This is a genomic window from Thermodesulfovibrionia bacterium (assembly GCA_030646035.1).
Classification (GTDB): domain Bacteria; phylum Nitrospirota; class Thermodesulfovibrionia; order UBA6902; family UBA6902; genus JACQZG01.
The window spans coordinates 306471-320663 of record JAUSMY010000056.1 but is presented as its reverse complement, the minus strand read 5'-3'; the positions used below and the strand labels follow the sequence as shown (position 1 = coordinate 320663).

10 protein-coding genes are annotated in these 14193 nt (G+C 47.4%); all 10 read right to left on the bottom strand.

Going from position 1 to position 14193, the window contains the following annotated elements; all coding sequences use genetic code 11:
- Positions 1-128: 128 nt before the first annotated feature.
- Complete coding sequence (locus Q7U10_10255; GenBank protein ID MDO8282983.1) at positions 129-1211, bottom strand: hypothetical protein; 1083 nt, start codon at positions 1209-1211, stop codon at positions 129-131.
- 342 nt (positions 1212-1553) lie between these two features.
- On the bottom strand, positions 1554-3524 hold the full coding sequence (locus tag Q7U10_10250) for a molybdopterin-dependent oxidoreductase (protein ID MDO8282982.1): 1971 nt from the start codon (positions 3522-3524) through the stop codon (positions 1554-1556).
- Between the two features lie 39 nt (positions 3525-3563).
- The gene (locus tag Q7U10_10245; GenBank protein MDO8282981.1) at positions 3564-4160 is read right to left on the bottom strand and encodes an NADH-ubiquinone oxidoreductase-F iron-sulfur binding region domain-containing protein; all 597 of its coding nucleotides are present in this window, start codon (positions 4158-4160) and stop codon (positions 3564-3566) included.
- A complete protein-coding gene (locus tag Q7U10_10240) occupies positions 4160-6055 on the bottom strand; it encodes an NADH-ubiquinone oxidoreductase-F iron-sulfur binding region domain-containing protein (protein MDO8282980.1) in 1896 nt (631 codons plus the stop codon). Before Q7U10_10240 ends, Q7U10_10245 begins: the two co-directional genes overlap by 1 nt.
- A 34-nt stretch (positions 6056-6089) precedes the next feature.
- Positions 6090-6566, bottom strand: a complete 477-nt coding sequence (gene nuoE, locus Q7U10_10235; GenBank protein ID MDO8282979.1) for an NADH-quinone oxidoreductase subunit NuoE — start codon at positions 6564-6566, stop codon at positions 6090-6092.
- Entirely contained in the window at positions 6550-8544 is a 1995-nt protein-coding gene (gene cooS, locus Q7U10_10230) for an anaerobic carbon-monoxide dehydrogenase catalytic subunit (GenBank protein ID MDO8282978.1), read from the bottom strand. The genes nuoE and cooS overlap by 17 nt, the downstream gene beginning before the upstream one ends.
- Positions 8545-8644: 100 nt before the next feature.
- On the bottom strand, positions 8645-10858 hold the full coding sequence (acsB, locus tag Q7U10_10225) for an acetyl-CoA decarbonylase/synthase complex subunit alpha/beta (GenBank protein ID MDO8282977.1): 2214 nt from the start codon (positions 10856-10858) through the stop codon (positions 8645-8647).
- 23 nt (positions 10859-10881) lie between these two features.
- Complete coding sequence (gene acsC, locus Q7U10_10220) at positions 10882-12219, bottom strand: acetyl-CoA decarbonylase/synthase complex subunit gamma (protein MDO8282976.1); 1338 nt, start codon at positions 12217-12219, stop codon at positions 10882-10884.
- Positions 12220-12256: 37 nt separating this feature from the next.
- Positions 12257-13192 carry an acetyl-CoA decarbonylase/synthase complex subunit delta gene (locus Q7U10_10215; GenBank protein ID MDO8282975.1) on the bottom strand — a complete coding sequence of 312 codons (936 nt, stop codon included), beginning with the start codon at positions 13190-13192 and terminating at the stop codon, positions 12257-12259.
- Positions 13193-13219: 27 nt separating this feature from the next.
- Positions 13220-13999 carry a dihydropteroate synthase gene (locus tag Q7U10_10210; protein ID MDO8282974.1) on the bottom strand — a complete coding sequence of 260 codons (780 nt, stop codon included), beginning with the start codon at positions 13997-13999 and terminating at the stop codon, positions 13220-13222.
- Positions 14000-14193 lie beyond the last annotated feature (194 nt).

The following is a 14193-nucleotide window of genomic DNA, read 5'->3' as shown; positions in this document are numbered from 1 at the left end:
GAGCCAGTTCACTTTATGGAGTGACTTGTTAACTCGTGTCTATGCTGCTCATTTAAGGCTGATACGCATACCGGCCTTTGTCGCGAGAGTGATAAGCATTTCTAAGCTGAACTTTTCCCATTTTCCTCTTATGAAGACTTTAGGGATTTAATAAGATTCGTAATTTGCTCAATTCCGTCAAAGGTACTTGGTAACTTCTCATCATTTGTGACTAAGCCAGAAAATACTATATTTTCAAATTTAACCAATGATTCTTTGTCCTTCTTTTTGATTTCGGTTGAATAGTCGACGTAATTTTGAATAAATCGGCATAGCGTTTTACGAAGTTCTAGTTGTAACAGTTGTGATTTTACAGAGCTGAAATTCAGTAGTAGAATCTTGAAATAATATATAAGAATGCCAATTAGAGATATAGTTGGTATAAGTAAAACAATTAATGCCGATTGTGAGTTTTCGATTATTTCAATGTTGTACATAATGTAAAGTATCTCTGATATAATCGGTACAACTATTAAAAAGCCAAATAATCTCAAGTAACGGAGTATGTTTGTTTTTTCTTTATTCTTCACTGAGGCTAATTCATCAAATCCCTGGTATAATCCGACAAAGTTGAAGGCATCTTTATATTTATCAAGATTTTCTTTTAGTTGATTAATAATGGTTGCTTTGTCTTCTAGTTCCTTATTCCACTCTTTTCTCATTCTGTCTGCATTCTCTGCTGTTTTGTTAAAATCTTTGATACTCCCTATGTTGTCATGAGATATCAAAGATTTAAGTATGGCAATAGGCATAGCTCTAAGCGCAAACTCTATATGTGATTTAGCATGCTCTGTAAAGTTAGTAAGATTAGTAGAAGCAAATTTTCTTGCTTGTTCATATTCTGCAACCAAGTTGCCTTTTATGGAGAGCTCAAGCTCTAGCAAAAACCTAAAACACATTGAATATATACTGTCTAAGAAAGATTTATCTTTTACATTATTTGCGTTAGCAAGAAGTGAAATAAATTCGTTTCCAACCCAGTTGATGTTTATTGTGCAGTTTGCACTCCATTGATCTGGAGTGCTGAGCATGCTATTTAAAACTAATTTAATGTGCCGGTTACGTTCTTCCTCAAAGGCATCTGCTGTTTGCAACATGTCCATTTCCCCTATGAACTTTTTAATAGTGCGTTGGGTTTGGTCTCTTAAGAAGAAGTCATTTTCGGATTCCATTTCAATCTCCTATTTTCCACATAGATAACATATCTAATTTTGTGGATTGAGATAATTATAGTTGTATGAGTAATAAAATGTAAACAGAAATTTAGTGGCGTGGTTAAGGGATTTAAATGAATTGGATTACCGATCGGAGTCGGGAATGACAGAAAAAAAGGAGATTGCGGCTGACTATAATACACCCCTGCACCCCTCTTGTTAGAGGGGAAAAGAATAAGTTGAAGATGACATAAAAAAACGGCATCCTGTTTTTAGGCAGGATGCCGTTTTAAAGACGATTCCGGACAAGCCAACAGTAGGCTGACCGGAGCAGCCGGAATGACAATAATATTCTAAAACTTATTTTGAGGCCAGTGCCATTTCCGTCTCCTTGAGCCACAGAAGTCTTGAGCTGTTTATCACTGACTTATTGATCTTATCATTCAGGTCAACTGGGTTCACATCAAGGCCTTTTACTTTCTCAAAGGCATTAACCTTTACTTTGGCCTTTGTCTTGAGCGACTTCTTAACATCAACCTTTGCATCTTTGAGAGTTGCCTTCATAGCCTTGGCGATATCAGCGAATATATCTTTGTGCTGTTTCGCATCGCCAGCAGGGGAGGCTGCCTTTGCAACCTTCTTCACCTTGCCTAGGTAGTTGACGATCGTGCCTGATGACTCAAGGTATGATGCTGCCGGAAGTATAACATCAGCCTGCTTTGCAAGGTCTGAAAGATAAGGTGTCTGTACGATGAGAAACTTTGCGTCTGCCTTCTTTATCGGCGGCTCGCCAACTACATAGAGAACATCATTCTTGCCTGATGCGATATCGCTGTATGACTTTGCGCCTGCGGTAAGGCCTGAAAGAACCACGCCTCTTGCATTCGCTTCATAAGGCACAGCCACCACACTTACATTGCTCACAAGTGAGAGGTTGTTTGCCGCTCCGAATAGGGAAGGGGAGCAGAATATCACAGGTGATGCAGCGGCTGCTATCATGTCCGCAGTAGCGTCTGACTCATCTGATGTCTTTACTTTAGCAAGCGCAGCATCAAGTTCCTTTGTGGACTTTGCGCCCTTTGTAACGAGAGACTTTGCTATCGAAGCAAGAGCCTTTACATCGTCTATAACAACAAGCTTTGCGCCCCTTGCGACTCTCTTCTGTATCGCTGCGTCAAGCGCGGGCAGCACTCTCGTGTACTGTGATGTTGCAAGGCCTGCGACTACTATGACATCAGCAGAGTCGAGGTCAGCAGATGCTGAGAGGTTCATCGCCTCATCGCCTGAGTAGAGACTCACTGTTGTGTCTATGTTCTTTGTCTTTATGGCAGATGATGCGAGGCTTGCAAGGGCTGACGCGTCTTCGTTTAGTATATTTGCCGTGCTGATGATGGAAGCGTTCTTGCCCGACTTCTTAAGATGCTCAGCTACTATGGAAAGAGCATCTTCCCAAGTGGTCTCTTCAAGCTTCTTGCCGACCCTCTTCATCGGAGCGTTTATCCTCAGGTCAGAGGTGAGGGCGTCAAAGCCGAATCTGCCCTGCGCGCATATATACTTTTCAACAGTGCCGTAATCTCCGGCAGAGTTAATCTTAACTACACTGTCATCCTTGGAGCTTACAACTATGCTGCATCCATTCCCGCATGAAAGGCAGGTTGAAGCTGTCTTCACATACTCCCACTCTCTTCCTTTTCTCCACCTGTCAGCTTCAAGCAAAGAGTTAACAGGGCATGCGTCAATACAGCTTCCGCAGAATGTGCAGTCAGACTCCTGAAGCGGCTTATCCTGCGCGGTGACGACCTTTGAGCCGACGCCTCTGCCCATGAAATCAAGCACATTCGTTCCCTGCTCTTTGCATGCCCTTACGCATTTGCCGCAGAGGATGCAGTAGTCAGGGTCTCTCTTTATGAACGGGTTTGCGGAATCTATAGGGTAGCCGAAATCTTTTCTCGTAAAGCTCGACTCTTTGATCCCGTTATCATAAGCATACTTCTGCAGGTTGCAGACGCCTGCCTTTGTGCAGGTCATGCAGTCCAGAGGGTGCATTGAGAGTATAAGGTCAAGCACGAAGTTCCTCATCTCAAGGACCTTCTCAGAGTCGGTGGTGATATTCATGCCTTCTTTCACCTTTGAGGTACATGCAGTAATAGGGCCTCTTCCGCCCTCGACCTCAACAAGGCACATCCTGCATGCGCCGATACCCTTCATGCCCTTAAGGTAGCAGAGGTTCGGTATATGAACACCTGCCTTTTCAGCGGCATCAACGATAGTGACTCCCTCGTTAACCGTGACCTTCTTTCCGTCTATTGTTAAGTCAACCGTTTTTGACATATATGCATCCTCCTGATAATGATTAAACTTTCAACTTTATTATTTAACAGTTCCAGCCATCTCTTTTGACGTTATAAGTACTATCGCTGCGTCAGGGCATACCTTGATGCACTCTCCGCATTTTGTGCATCTCTTCTGGGCTATCTCCATTGGCTGATAACCTGAAAGGTAAGGCTTCCTCTTTTCGCCTGTTATTGCATGGTCTTTACATGCGTCAAGGCATAAGCCGCATATCGTGCATTTTTCAGGGATGATAAGATAGCTGCTGAATGATCCGCACTCTCTCTTTGAACATTCTCCTGAAATATGGCCTGCAAAATCCTCGGCAGCAATTTTATCAAGTATGAATGCTGCTGTGTCTTTGCCTTTTTTGCACATTGATGCCTCAAGCATGTTAGTTCCTATTCTTCTGAGGCGCTCTACATCTTCGTCAGAAGCATTTCCCGCAACGATCTTCTTTAACCTGATATTCGCCTCATAGCATCCGAAAGAGCAGGGGAAGCATCTTCCGCACATCGGTTCAGACAGGAACTCTTCTACAAATACGAGGGCCTGCTGCGCCGCGCACTTCTTCTCTTCAGCCTTTGCCTGAACATCTTTCATTGTCATTATCTTTTCTTTATTATCTTCTGTCATTATTTACTCCTCTTCAAAGAGGTTGACGGCTTGCCCTTCTGCTTGTCTATCTTGACCGCCTTGATTGGACACGCAGTGTAGCACGCCTTGCATTTTGTGCAGTAGTCCTGGTCAATGTAGAAAGAGTTCTTCAGCTCTTTGACCGCTCCGAATGCGCATGCCTGTTTGCACAGCCCGCAGAGAAAGCATTCAGTATGGTCAATGGTGTAAGTGCCTAATCCGCTGCATACCTTTGAGCGGCAGTATTTATCATGAATATGCTCTTCATACTCTTCTCTGAAATATTTGATCGTTGTCAGCACAGGGTTAGGCGCGCTGTTTCCGAGCCCGCATAGTGAGCCTGCGATAATCTGCTCTCCTATCTTCTCAAGCTTCTCAATGTCTCCATCTTCGCCCTTGCCTGAGGTTATCTTCTTGAGCAGCTCCAGCATATGATATGTACCTATTCTGCAGGGCGGGCACTTGCCGCATGATTCAGACTGCGTGAATGACAGAAAGAACTTTGCGACATCAACCATGCAGGTCTCCTCGTCAAGCACGACCATGCCGCCCGACCCCATCATGGAGCCGACTGAAGCGAGAGAGTCGAAATCAACAGGAAGGTCAAGGTGCTCGGCAGGAATGCATCCGCCTGACGGGCCGCCTGTCTGTATAGCCTTGAACTCCTTGTCATCAAGTATGCCGCCGCCTATCTCAAAGATAATCTCTCTCAAGGTTATCCCCATCGGAACCTCGACAAGGCCTGTGTTCTTAACCTTGCCTGTAAGTGCGAAGACCTTTGTGCCCGGAGAGTTCTTTGTGCCGATAGAGCGGAAATAATCCGAGCCTTTATCAATAATTACAGGAACACATGCGTATGTCTCGATGTTATTCAGGTTACCCGGTATCCCCCAAGGGCCGCCGCCTATTTCAGAAAGCCTTGGAGGCCTCGGCCTCGGATATCCTCTCTCACCTTCAATAGATGCGACAAGCGATGTTGACTCGCCGCATACGAATGCGCCTGCGCCTTCTCTTATATCAATTGTGAAGCTGAAGCCGGTTCCTAAAATATTCTTTCCGAGAATGCCGAGGTCTTCAGCCTGCTTTATCGCTATCTTCAGGTTCTCAACAGCGAGAGGGTATTCATGCCTGACATAGATGAATCCGTATTGCGCGCCGATCGCATAAGCGCACAGGAGCATCCCTTCAATAAGGCTGTGAGGGTCGCCTTCCATGATAGCCCTGTCCATGAATGCTCCGGGGTCGCCTTCGTCGCCGTTTGCAATGACAAGCTTTACATCGCTCTTTGCGCCCTTTGAGTGCGCCCATTTTCTTCCGGCAGGGAAACCCGCTCCGCCGCGTCCTCTCAGGTTTGCCTTATCTACTTCATTAAGCACGTCGTCAGTGGTCATTGAAGACAGGGCCTTTTCAATGCCTGCGTAACCGCCGACTGCGAGGTAATGCTCGATATTGCGCGGGTCAACTATGCCGTTGTTCCTCAGGGCTATCCTGAGCTGTTTTTTATAAAAAGGGATCTCAAGCATAAGAGGTATCGGCTCGCTAAGGAAGTTGTCCCTGTAAAGCCCCTGCCTGTATGCTGAATTGCCTTTGATAGAGTAGTCCATTATCGCAGGGACATCGGTCGTCTTTGTCCTCTGATAAAAGATATTGTTCGGCTCAACCTTGAGCACAGGCCCTTTCTGGCAGAGTCCCTGGCATCCTGTCTTCACTATATCAATTGCTACACCAGATGCAGCAGCCTCTTTCTCAAAAGCTGCAATGACCTTGTGCGCGCCTGTTGCCGTGCAAGCGGTTCCGCAGCACGCCCTGATCCTGTGCGCGTTCGGATCAAAGGTCTCTTTGCTTAATTTATCTCTGAGCGCTTTCAGTTCGTCAGTATTTTTCAGTTTTGCCATATAATTTCACCTATCCTGATGGAGTAGTCAGTTGTTATTCGCTTTTTATAAGGTCGATTATCGCTGCTATCTTCTTCCTGTCTATCTCGCCTATGATGTCTTCATTGACAGTCGCGACAGGGGCAAGGCCGCAGCATCCTATGCACCCTACCGTCTCAAGCGTCATGGAGAGGTCAGGGGTTGTCTCGCCCTCTTTGATCTTGAATTCTTCTTCCAGTTTATTCATGACCGCAGACGCGCCTCTGACGTGGCACGCTGTGCCTGTGCATACCTTGACTATCTTCTTTCCGCGCGGGGTGAAGTAAAACTGTTTATAAAATGACGCTGTGCTGTAGACCTCGGAAAGAGGAATATCAAGCTTCTCCGAGATCATCTTAAGCGCATCTTCCGGAAGGTAGTTCATCTCATGCTGCACCTTCTGAAATGTATGTATGAGAATGCCTCTCTTCTTGTCCTTCTCCGAGATGACCTCTCTGATATGGCCTATGGTCTCATCAACCTTGAGATTCATTTATCCCTCCGACTCCGGCGTGGGGCGCGATCTCTCTTCTCGCTGCCATATCCATGAGCACTCTCTCTGCTCCGAATTTACCGGGCTCGTATTTTCTCAGCTTTAACGCGTCTCTTGCATCGTCAATATACTTAAGCGCAAGCTCAAGCATCTTTTCAGGGACAGGCTCAAAATGAAGCGCGCCCTTGAACCTTTCCATCCATGTCTCGGTCATTATCTTGGTAACTTCAGAGCTTGCTCCGACAGGCGACTCGCCGCCGAATATACATGGAACGCCTGATGCTGCGAAATAACATCCGATCGCTATAGCCTTTTCAGACATCCACTCTGGGGCGATACCAACGGCAGGCATTCCGCCTATCTCATCTGACAGCCCGCCTTCAGCAGCCATTGCAGAAGCTATCGTCAGTATCCTTGAATTGTCTACACATGCACCGAGGTGAAGGATAGGGGGGATACCGATAGCCTCACAGACCTCTCTTAATCCGGGACCTGCATTCTCAAGCGCCATCTCAGGTGTGAGGTATCCGGCGGTTCCGCATGCTGCTGAGCCGCAGCCTGTTGATACTATAAGAACATCATTTTTGATAAGTTCGTTCACAAGGTATTTGTGTATACCGGTTGATGCTACTCTCGGGTTGTCGCATCCTGCCAAGCCGACAACGCCGCGTATCCTGCCTGCCATAATCGCATCGTTAAGCGGCCTGAATGAACCTCTCCACCTGCCGCCCTGCATGTATTCGATGTATTCATGGGAAAAGCCGCCGATAAGAGTTGCCTTATGAGATATATGGCTGCCCTTTGTCGTTCTGTTCGGGAAGTTGTCGCATGCCAGTTTGATGATCTCTCTTGCAACTTCTTTTGCCCTGTGCTCATCATACTCAATATGCACAGCTCCCTGTATCATCGCCTTTTCACTTGTTGTGATTATCTTGGTGTGAAACTGCTTTGAGACCTCTGTGATGGCAGGCATAATGCACTGCACGTCAACGGTCATGGCATCTATCATGCCGGTCATGATGCCGAGTTCCTGATTCGTAAATCCGCCCGCGGTTGGGATGCCATGCCTCATCAGTATCTCGTTTGCTGTACAGCACATGCCGCCGAGGTTGATGCCTTTGGCGCCCTTTGATTTTGCGTATTCGATCATCGCAGGTTCTGATACCGTATCTACTATCACCTCTGCAAGTGTCGGCTCATGGCCATGGACGATAAGGTTGACCTCATCTTCCTTGAATATGCCGAAGCTCGCCTCTGCCTTGACAGGTGTCGGAGTTCCAAAGAGTATATCGCTTATGTCGGTTGAGATCATGCATCCGCCCCAGCCGTCAGCAAGAGCGACCTTCAGGCCGTGCGTGAGAAGGTGGTCAGGGTCATGGTCAACGCCGATGTTAGTGCGGTGCATAGCCTCAACGATCTCCCTGTCAATGCCGCGGGGAACGATCTTCCATTTTCTCCATCTCGCAAGCGTCTTTTTCGGCGCCCTCTTTGCAAAATTTATCTCGCCTTTCTGTCTGCCGAAATCCTCTATCAGCATGGTTGCGACATCTCTTGCAACATCATTGACAGGCCTGCCTTCAAACTCGATGTCAAGATATCCGGCAACCTTATATAGTTTCTTAACATCTGTTATCTTGAAATCTTTTGCCTCTCCATTTGCAACTGAGAGGAGCGTCATCGCCATATCGCGGGCATGGTCGGAATGTGCTGAAGTGCCGGCTGCTATCATCCTCACCATATTCCTTGCCGCAACTGTTGCAAGGGTCGCGCCGCAGACGCCTCTTGCCTCTTCTTCCGCATTCTTGCCTATGAGCCTGCACGGCCCCATGTGACATACTTTGCAGCATGCCCCGGTCTCACCGATAGGGCAGGGCTTCATCTTCTCAGCACGGTCAAAGCATGTATCTATTTTGTGGTCTGTTGCCCAATGAATTATCTCTTCTGCTGAAGTGCTTGCGCTCTTTACGGGTTTATCCATATCTTCCTCCAAAATTACTGTCTGATGTCATTTCGACTGAAAGGAGAAATCCAAGATTCCTCACTCAGTTTTGGAATGACAGATAAAGTGATTTCAATATTTAGAACATCGGATCCATCTCAAGTGCCGGATGCCCGACGCTTGAGAGGTACTCTAATAATTTCTCTGAATCTTCCGCTATTGACTCATCTGCTATCTTGTCAAAGAGGTCCGGCGCACCAGCCTCTTTTGCCAGTTCTTTAAACTCTTCAGCCACACGCTCTTTAAGGTTCTTAGACATCCAGACAATCCTCTTGATGCCGCCGTCAGCGTAGAGGAACTTTTTGCTGGTTACAAAGTTGACGCCGATGCCCATGAATCCCGGGTTCTGCATTCCGCCGCCGACCGCGCCTGCGAGAGTAGAGAACTTCATTCCGGCAGGTGTCATTCCTGAATATCCGCGGTTGACGATCATGACGCCGTTTGCCTCCGGTATCAGGGCTATAATGCATTCAAAGCAGCCGCATGATGTCATGGGGTTGTCCATTATTGTGTAGAGGTTCAGGGTCTCGATGGCGCCGCCTGAATTCGCCTTCAGGTAATCGTCAACGCCTGTCCACCTTCCTTTCATTGCGTCGGTTGCCTCTCCCTTCAGAATAGGCTGGTTGCCTCCTGTAGGGGATATCTCAAAAGCAGCCTTGCAGTCGAGCCAGTTGTACGCTCCGCAGAGACCGAGTCTCTCAGGGCTTATCACGCAGACATGAGAAGGGGCGAATGACTGACAGAGCAGGCATGAATAAAATGTGTCAACTGATTCGTCTGTCAATCCAGCAAGCCTGTGATCTCTTTCTTTATATGTAGCTCTTGCCTGGTCCTGAAGTTCAAGCACATCTTTCTCATCAACATAAAGTGTGACCTGCACCTTGTCGACGATGGAATTAAATCTGTGCTTTGCCATAGTCGCCTGGATTATGCCTAAGTGCTCAAGAGTGATGCCGTCGTTGTACGCTTGTTTGCTTACGCGCATCCAGACGATGTCGCGCTGTCCCATGTGCCAGAGGCCCTGAGCTTCGTTTATATTGTGGTGAAACTTTCTTTCGATGATGGCTTCAAAGTCATTCTGCATCTTTCTTCCTGCCACATCAACGACAATAGCAAGAGGCATCATGCCGCCTGCATTATATCTCGCTTCGACATCAGTGCCGACGATAGTGACCTTGCCGTCCTCGATCTCATTAAGCTCTTTTGTCCTGACCCACTCAAATGCAGGAGTGCGCTGGCCGCCGAACTCGATGAACATATCTTCCTTCCTGATCCTCTCGCCCTCAAAAGCAGGGCCGTATGCAATTGGTATCGGGGGCTTGGCAACAGTGACCTTGAGTCCTCTGACCTCTATCGCCTTCTGGACTATCTTGGTATGGTCGAACTCTTTTTCAACCTCTTCATATGTACATACTCCGGTCGGATGAATGACAGGTATGTCAGTGTCGCAGATGGCAGGGTAGCCCATGTTTATCGCGCCTGCTCCGGTTGCCCACTTGAGGTCATTAAGTTCGCCGAGTACAAGTGCGAATGCGAATATCCTGTCTTTGGAGTATTTCAGCAGGGTCTTATAATCGCCTGCCTTGTTTCCGCCGAAGATCATCGGAGCTCTTAATGCCCAGCTGAGAGCATAAAGCGTATGTTCTGTATCAGGGCCCAATGCGACTATATATGTGTCCCATCCAAGCTCGACCTTCTGGTTCAGAAGCTGCCTGGTAACATTCGTAAGTTTGCCGTTCTTGTCCTTTGACTGGCCTGAGAGAAATACAAGTATGTTCTTCTCCTGAAGCTCTCTCACTATCTTGACGGCGGTCTCTTCATCAGGAGCAGCGCCGAGGATAGCGGCAAAGCCGGGCATCCTTCCGTCAACGAGCTGTATGCCGAGGTTCCTCTGGATGGTGTCAGTGATAAAACCGTTATAGGTAAAGTTCGTCTCAGGGTCTGTCACAGGCTCAAGCCCGTTGATATATCTGAGCGCAAGATATATCTCTTCAGCAAAGAGGGTTGCCATGCCGGAGTCAAGCGCCTCTCCGAGATATGGTTTCCATATGGTTTCATCCGGAAGTGAGTGAAGCTGCTCCTTTGCCATTCCGAGTGCGACCTTCATGTCCGCGAGTGTCTTAACCTTGAAGCCGGTCATGCCGTAGATCATTGGAAGGTGGTACGCGGTATCAGGGAATTCGAATACAAAGTCCTTTCCCTTTTCAGCGATAGCCTTCTCAAGCATATCCTCTGTTCTCTTTACAATCTCGTGGGAAGCCCGTATAACTGCAGAGGCTATAATCTTTGACATCTTATCCTCCTAAATATTTGAAATTACCTTGACTTAAGATATGTAGGAAGCGCGTTGGCCTCTCTCGGGCCGACCGTTATCTTCCATCCTTCAAGTTTATCCTCAAGCGCGCCGCTCAGTATCGCGACCTGCCCGGGAATGATAAGCTCTTTCTTGCTGACTTTATCACCGATACCGCTCTCCTGTATGAAGGTAGCGATCTTTGATGCTATGAACTTCCCGGCTGCCCATGCCGTAAGAACTGAGAGCCCTTCGCAGTCCATTACCGCAAGCCAGCTCGGGACCTTGCTGTTCTCAACCTCTCCTGAGACTATGAAGTAGGTAAGCGAGAAGTTGGTCGTTATCATCAGCGGTGAGTCAGCAGTAGGCCCGCCGACCTCATATATAGCCTGTTTGACCTGCATAGGAACCTGCGGGTCGGTATAAATATTCTGCCTTAATGTGTACAGTGCAAGGTTCTTCCACTGCTCTATGCTGCTCAGCACAACGATAGAGGCATATTTCAAAATAGCAACAGACGCTATGGTTGTCTCTAACATGGAATCGTCTCTAACAACATTATTAATGATAGGGAAACCAAGAGGCTTGAATCCCTTCTTTAAGGCTGCGCGCCTTATCTGGGTGTTGTTCCCAAGTATGGCTCCGGCTGTATTTGCACCTGAATCAAGAACGATATTCTCAACGCCGAGCGCCTGTACCTTTTCAGACAGGGCGCTTAAGGCATCAAGCCCGTCAGCTTTAATGGCGAGAGGTATGTTGTTCTCTTTTGCTATAGCTGCCATTGCTTCAGCATTATCAGCGGTTGCGCAGTAGAGCAGGGGCATTCTGGCTGCGACAGCCTTTGCCGCCGGCCCTGCTATTGAGGCGTTGCTGCAGTTGAGTATCAATGCTGCATTCGGCGCCTTTGATGCAACAAGTTTTACAGCTGCTTCATATTTAGCGCTATCATTTGAAACGCACTCAATAGATATAGCATCTATCCTGAGCTGCTGTCCTACACGGTCCAGCTCTGAGCCTGCCACTTCAGCTGCCTTTGCAGAGAGTTCGGCGTCGCTGAGGCTGTCTTTGATATTCAATGCAAGAGCGCAGGGGTTATAGAATTTTTTGTCATGCCTGAAGAGCACGCCCTCAGCGCCCATCTTGACTGCAAGTTCGCCTGTGCCGAGGCTGAAGCTCTTTATCGGCGGGGCTGAAGCGTCTCCGAGGCTCTTCTTCGCTTCTTCTGAAATGTCCGGGCATAAGGAGAGCTCGATACCGCCCTGTGCAAGCTTCATCGCAAATGCAAGGCATGTGGGGAAGCCGCATTTTTTGCAGTTTGTTTTCGGTAAGAGTTTGAATATCTGAATGCCTGACAGTGCCATTTAATAACCTCCAAAAATATTATTCAGTCAATTTTAATTAAGCAAGTTCCTCAATAACTTTATTCAGAGTCTCAACAGCCTTTGGATGCCTCATTATCAGCAGGTTCGCGCCGGCCATGAGCATGGAGGTTGCAGTAACGCTTTCCCATGCGATGCCTCTTTCATTAAGCGTGCCCCAGCCCTCAACGTCAGGCGCTGTAGTCTCTTTTGTCTTCCATACATAAATGCCGACGTCGCCGATAATGGGCGGCTGCATTGTGGCATCGTTCTGAACAAGGCCCGCGAGCCTTATCCTCTCCATGACGGAATATGTATACTCAAGCCCGTAGCCTAATGCAGAGCACATCGGGTCGGTTATCAGCCTTGATTTGTCAAAGCCCATCTGCGTGATAAGGATGTTCAGCTGTTTTGCAAGGTTGATGTCGAGTTCAGACATCGCGATAAGCTTATGGTTATGTGCAAGAGCGGCAGCTACGATGGTCTTGTAATTGCCTTCCTGCGCCTTACCGATGATGCAGTTGTATCCGCTTGCAGCCTCAGCAGCAGCTACAAGGACTAACGAGTCCTTCTCAATATTGTTGGAGCCGAGGATTATCAGAGGGACATTGATTGCTGAAAGCACATCTTTTACCGTCTTTGCAGCTTCTTCAGCTGAACGATTATCTCTGTCAGGATGTGTGCTTATGAGCCTTAATGCAATGGCTTTGGCGCCTAATTTGTCCTGGCAGTATTTGGCCCATGTCACAGGATCGCCGCTTACATCTTTGTACGCGTCTTTTACAGTGTCAGACCAGTCGTCCGGCGCAATGTCCTGGATCTCGTACGCTATAAGAGGCTTGTTCGGCACTTCACCTTCAAATGTGAGAAAGGGCAGGGAGGTATCTCCTCCGATCATCACCGCTTTATCATCTTTGCCAAAGTCCAGTGAGAGGACTTTTCCGTTGTAGCTTTCTTTCGGTGTCACAAAAGACATATCAAAACCTCCGTGCTTACGATTTATTTACATTTCAAGATATGAATCAGCGTATAGTGTGTCTCCGAGAAAGACCTCTGTTGTCTTGACCACGTCCATCAGGTCTTTATCAAGAGGGTTCATAATCGCTGATGAAAGGCCCTCATACATGAGCAGCGACAGATATACCCTGTCTATAAGGCTTCTCATAGTCTTCGGCACTCCGTTGGATATATTGCTTAACCCGACAACTGATTTCATATTGAGCTCTTTGAACATCCTGACCGCGTTAAGTGCGTGTTTGGCCTGATCCTGTGTTGTGCAGACCTGAAGTATGAGCGGGTCAAGGTAGATGTCCTCCATCGGAACGCCGAGGTCTTCAGCCCTTGCCATAATCTCTGAAGCAATGACCATCCTGTCGTCAGCGTCAGCAGGAAGCCCGCCCTTGCCGACTGTCAGGGCTATTATCTGCGAGTTGTATTTTGCTGCAAGCTCAAGCATTATGAACCTTTCAGGATCATTTGAAGTAGAGTTGATAAGGGGTTTTCCCCACTGGTTATTATGGGCTTTAAGTCCTGCTTCAAGCGCTGATGCGTTTGTTGTGTCAAGGCAGAGCGGGGCTGAAACCTTCTCCTGTATGCTCTGAACCATCCATGTCATGAGGTCTTCGCCATTCACTTCAGCAGGGCCGATATTGACATCGATAATATGCGCGCCTGCCTTCCACTGCGCCATTGCAAGTTCCTGTATCGGCTTAGGGTCGCGGCTGTTCATAGCCTCCCTGACTTTCTTTGCGATTATGCTGATTTTTTCACCAATTATGATCATCTATGTCTCCTTTAATTTTTTGTATAGATTCGTATCCGCAATAAAGCTTTAAAATATAACATATTAGAAGTGATTATTTCATCACCTAAACGGAAATTAAAATTTTAAATGGGCAGCGAGTGTAAACCCTGTCCCGATACCTCGGGACAGACGGGTCAAGCGAGCGAATATAATGATAATAATTCATTAACATT

What these genes read in the sequence shown, in the direction of transcription:
- Q7U10_10255 (MDO8282983.1), bottom strand. Translation starts at nt 1,211, where the DNA reads ATGGAATCCGAAAATGACTTCTTCTTAAGAGACCAAACCCAACGCACT.
- Q7U10_10250 (MDO8282982.1), bottom strand. Translation starts at nt 3,524, where the DNA reads ATGTCAAAAACGGTTGACTTAACAATAGACGGAAAGAAGGTCACGGTT.
- Q7U10_10245 (MDO8282981.1), bottom strand. Translation starts at nt 4,160, where the DNA reads ATGACAGAAGATAATAAAGAAAAGATAATGACAATGAAAGATGTTCAG.
- Q7U10_10240 (MDO8282980.1), bottom strand. Translation starts at nt 6,055, where the DNA reads ATGGCAAAACTGAAAAATACTGACGAACTGAAAGCGCTCAGAGATAAA.
- nuoE (MDO8282979.1), bottom strand. Translation starts at nt 6,566, where the DNA reads ATGAATCTCAAGGTTGATGAGACCATAGGCCATATCAGAGAGGTCATC.
- cooS (MDO8282978.1), bottom strand. Translation starts at nt 8,544, where the DNA reads ATGGATAAACCCGTAAAGAGCGCAAGCACTTCAGCAGAAGAGATAATT.
- acsB (MDO8282977.1), bottom strand. Translation starts at nt 10,858, where the DNA reads ATGTCAAAGATTATAGCCTCTGCAGTTATACGGGCTTCCCACGAGATT.
- acsC (MDO8282976.1), bottom strand. Translation starts at nt 12,219, where the DNA reads ATGGCACTGTCAGGCATTCAGATATTCAAACTCTTACCGAAAACAAAC.
- Q7U10_10215 (MDO8282975.1), bottom strand. Translation starts at nt 13,192, where the DNA reads ATGTCTTTTGTGACACCGAAAGAAAGCTACAACGGAAAAGTCCTCTCA.
- Q7U10_10210 (MDO8282974.1), bottom strand. Translation starts at nt 13,999, where the DNA reads ATGATCATAATTGGTGAAAAAATCAGCATAATCGCAAAGAAAGTCAGG.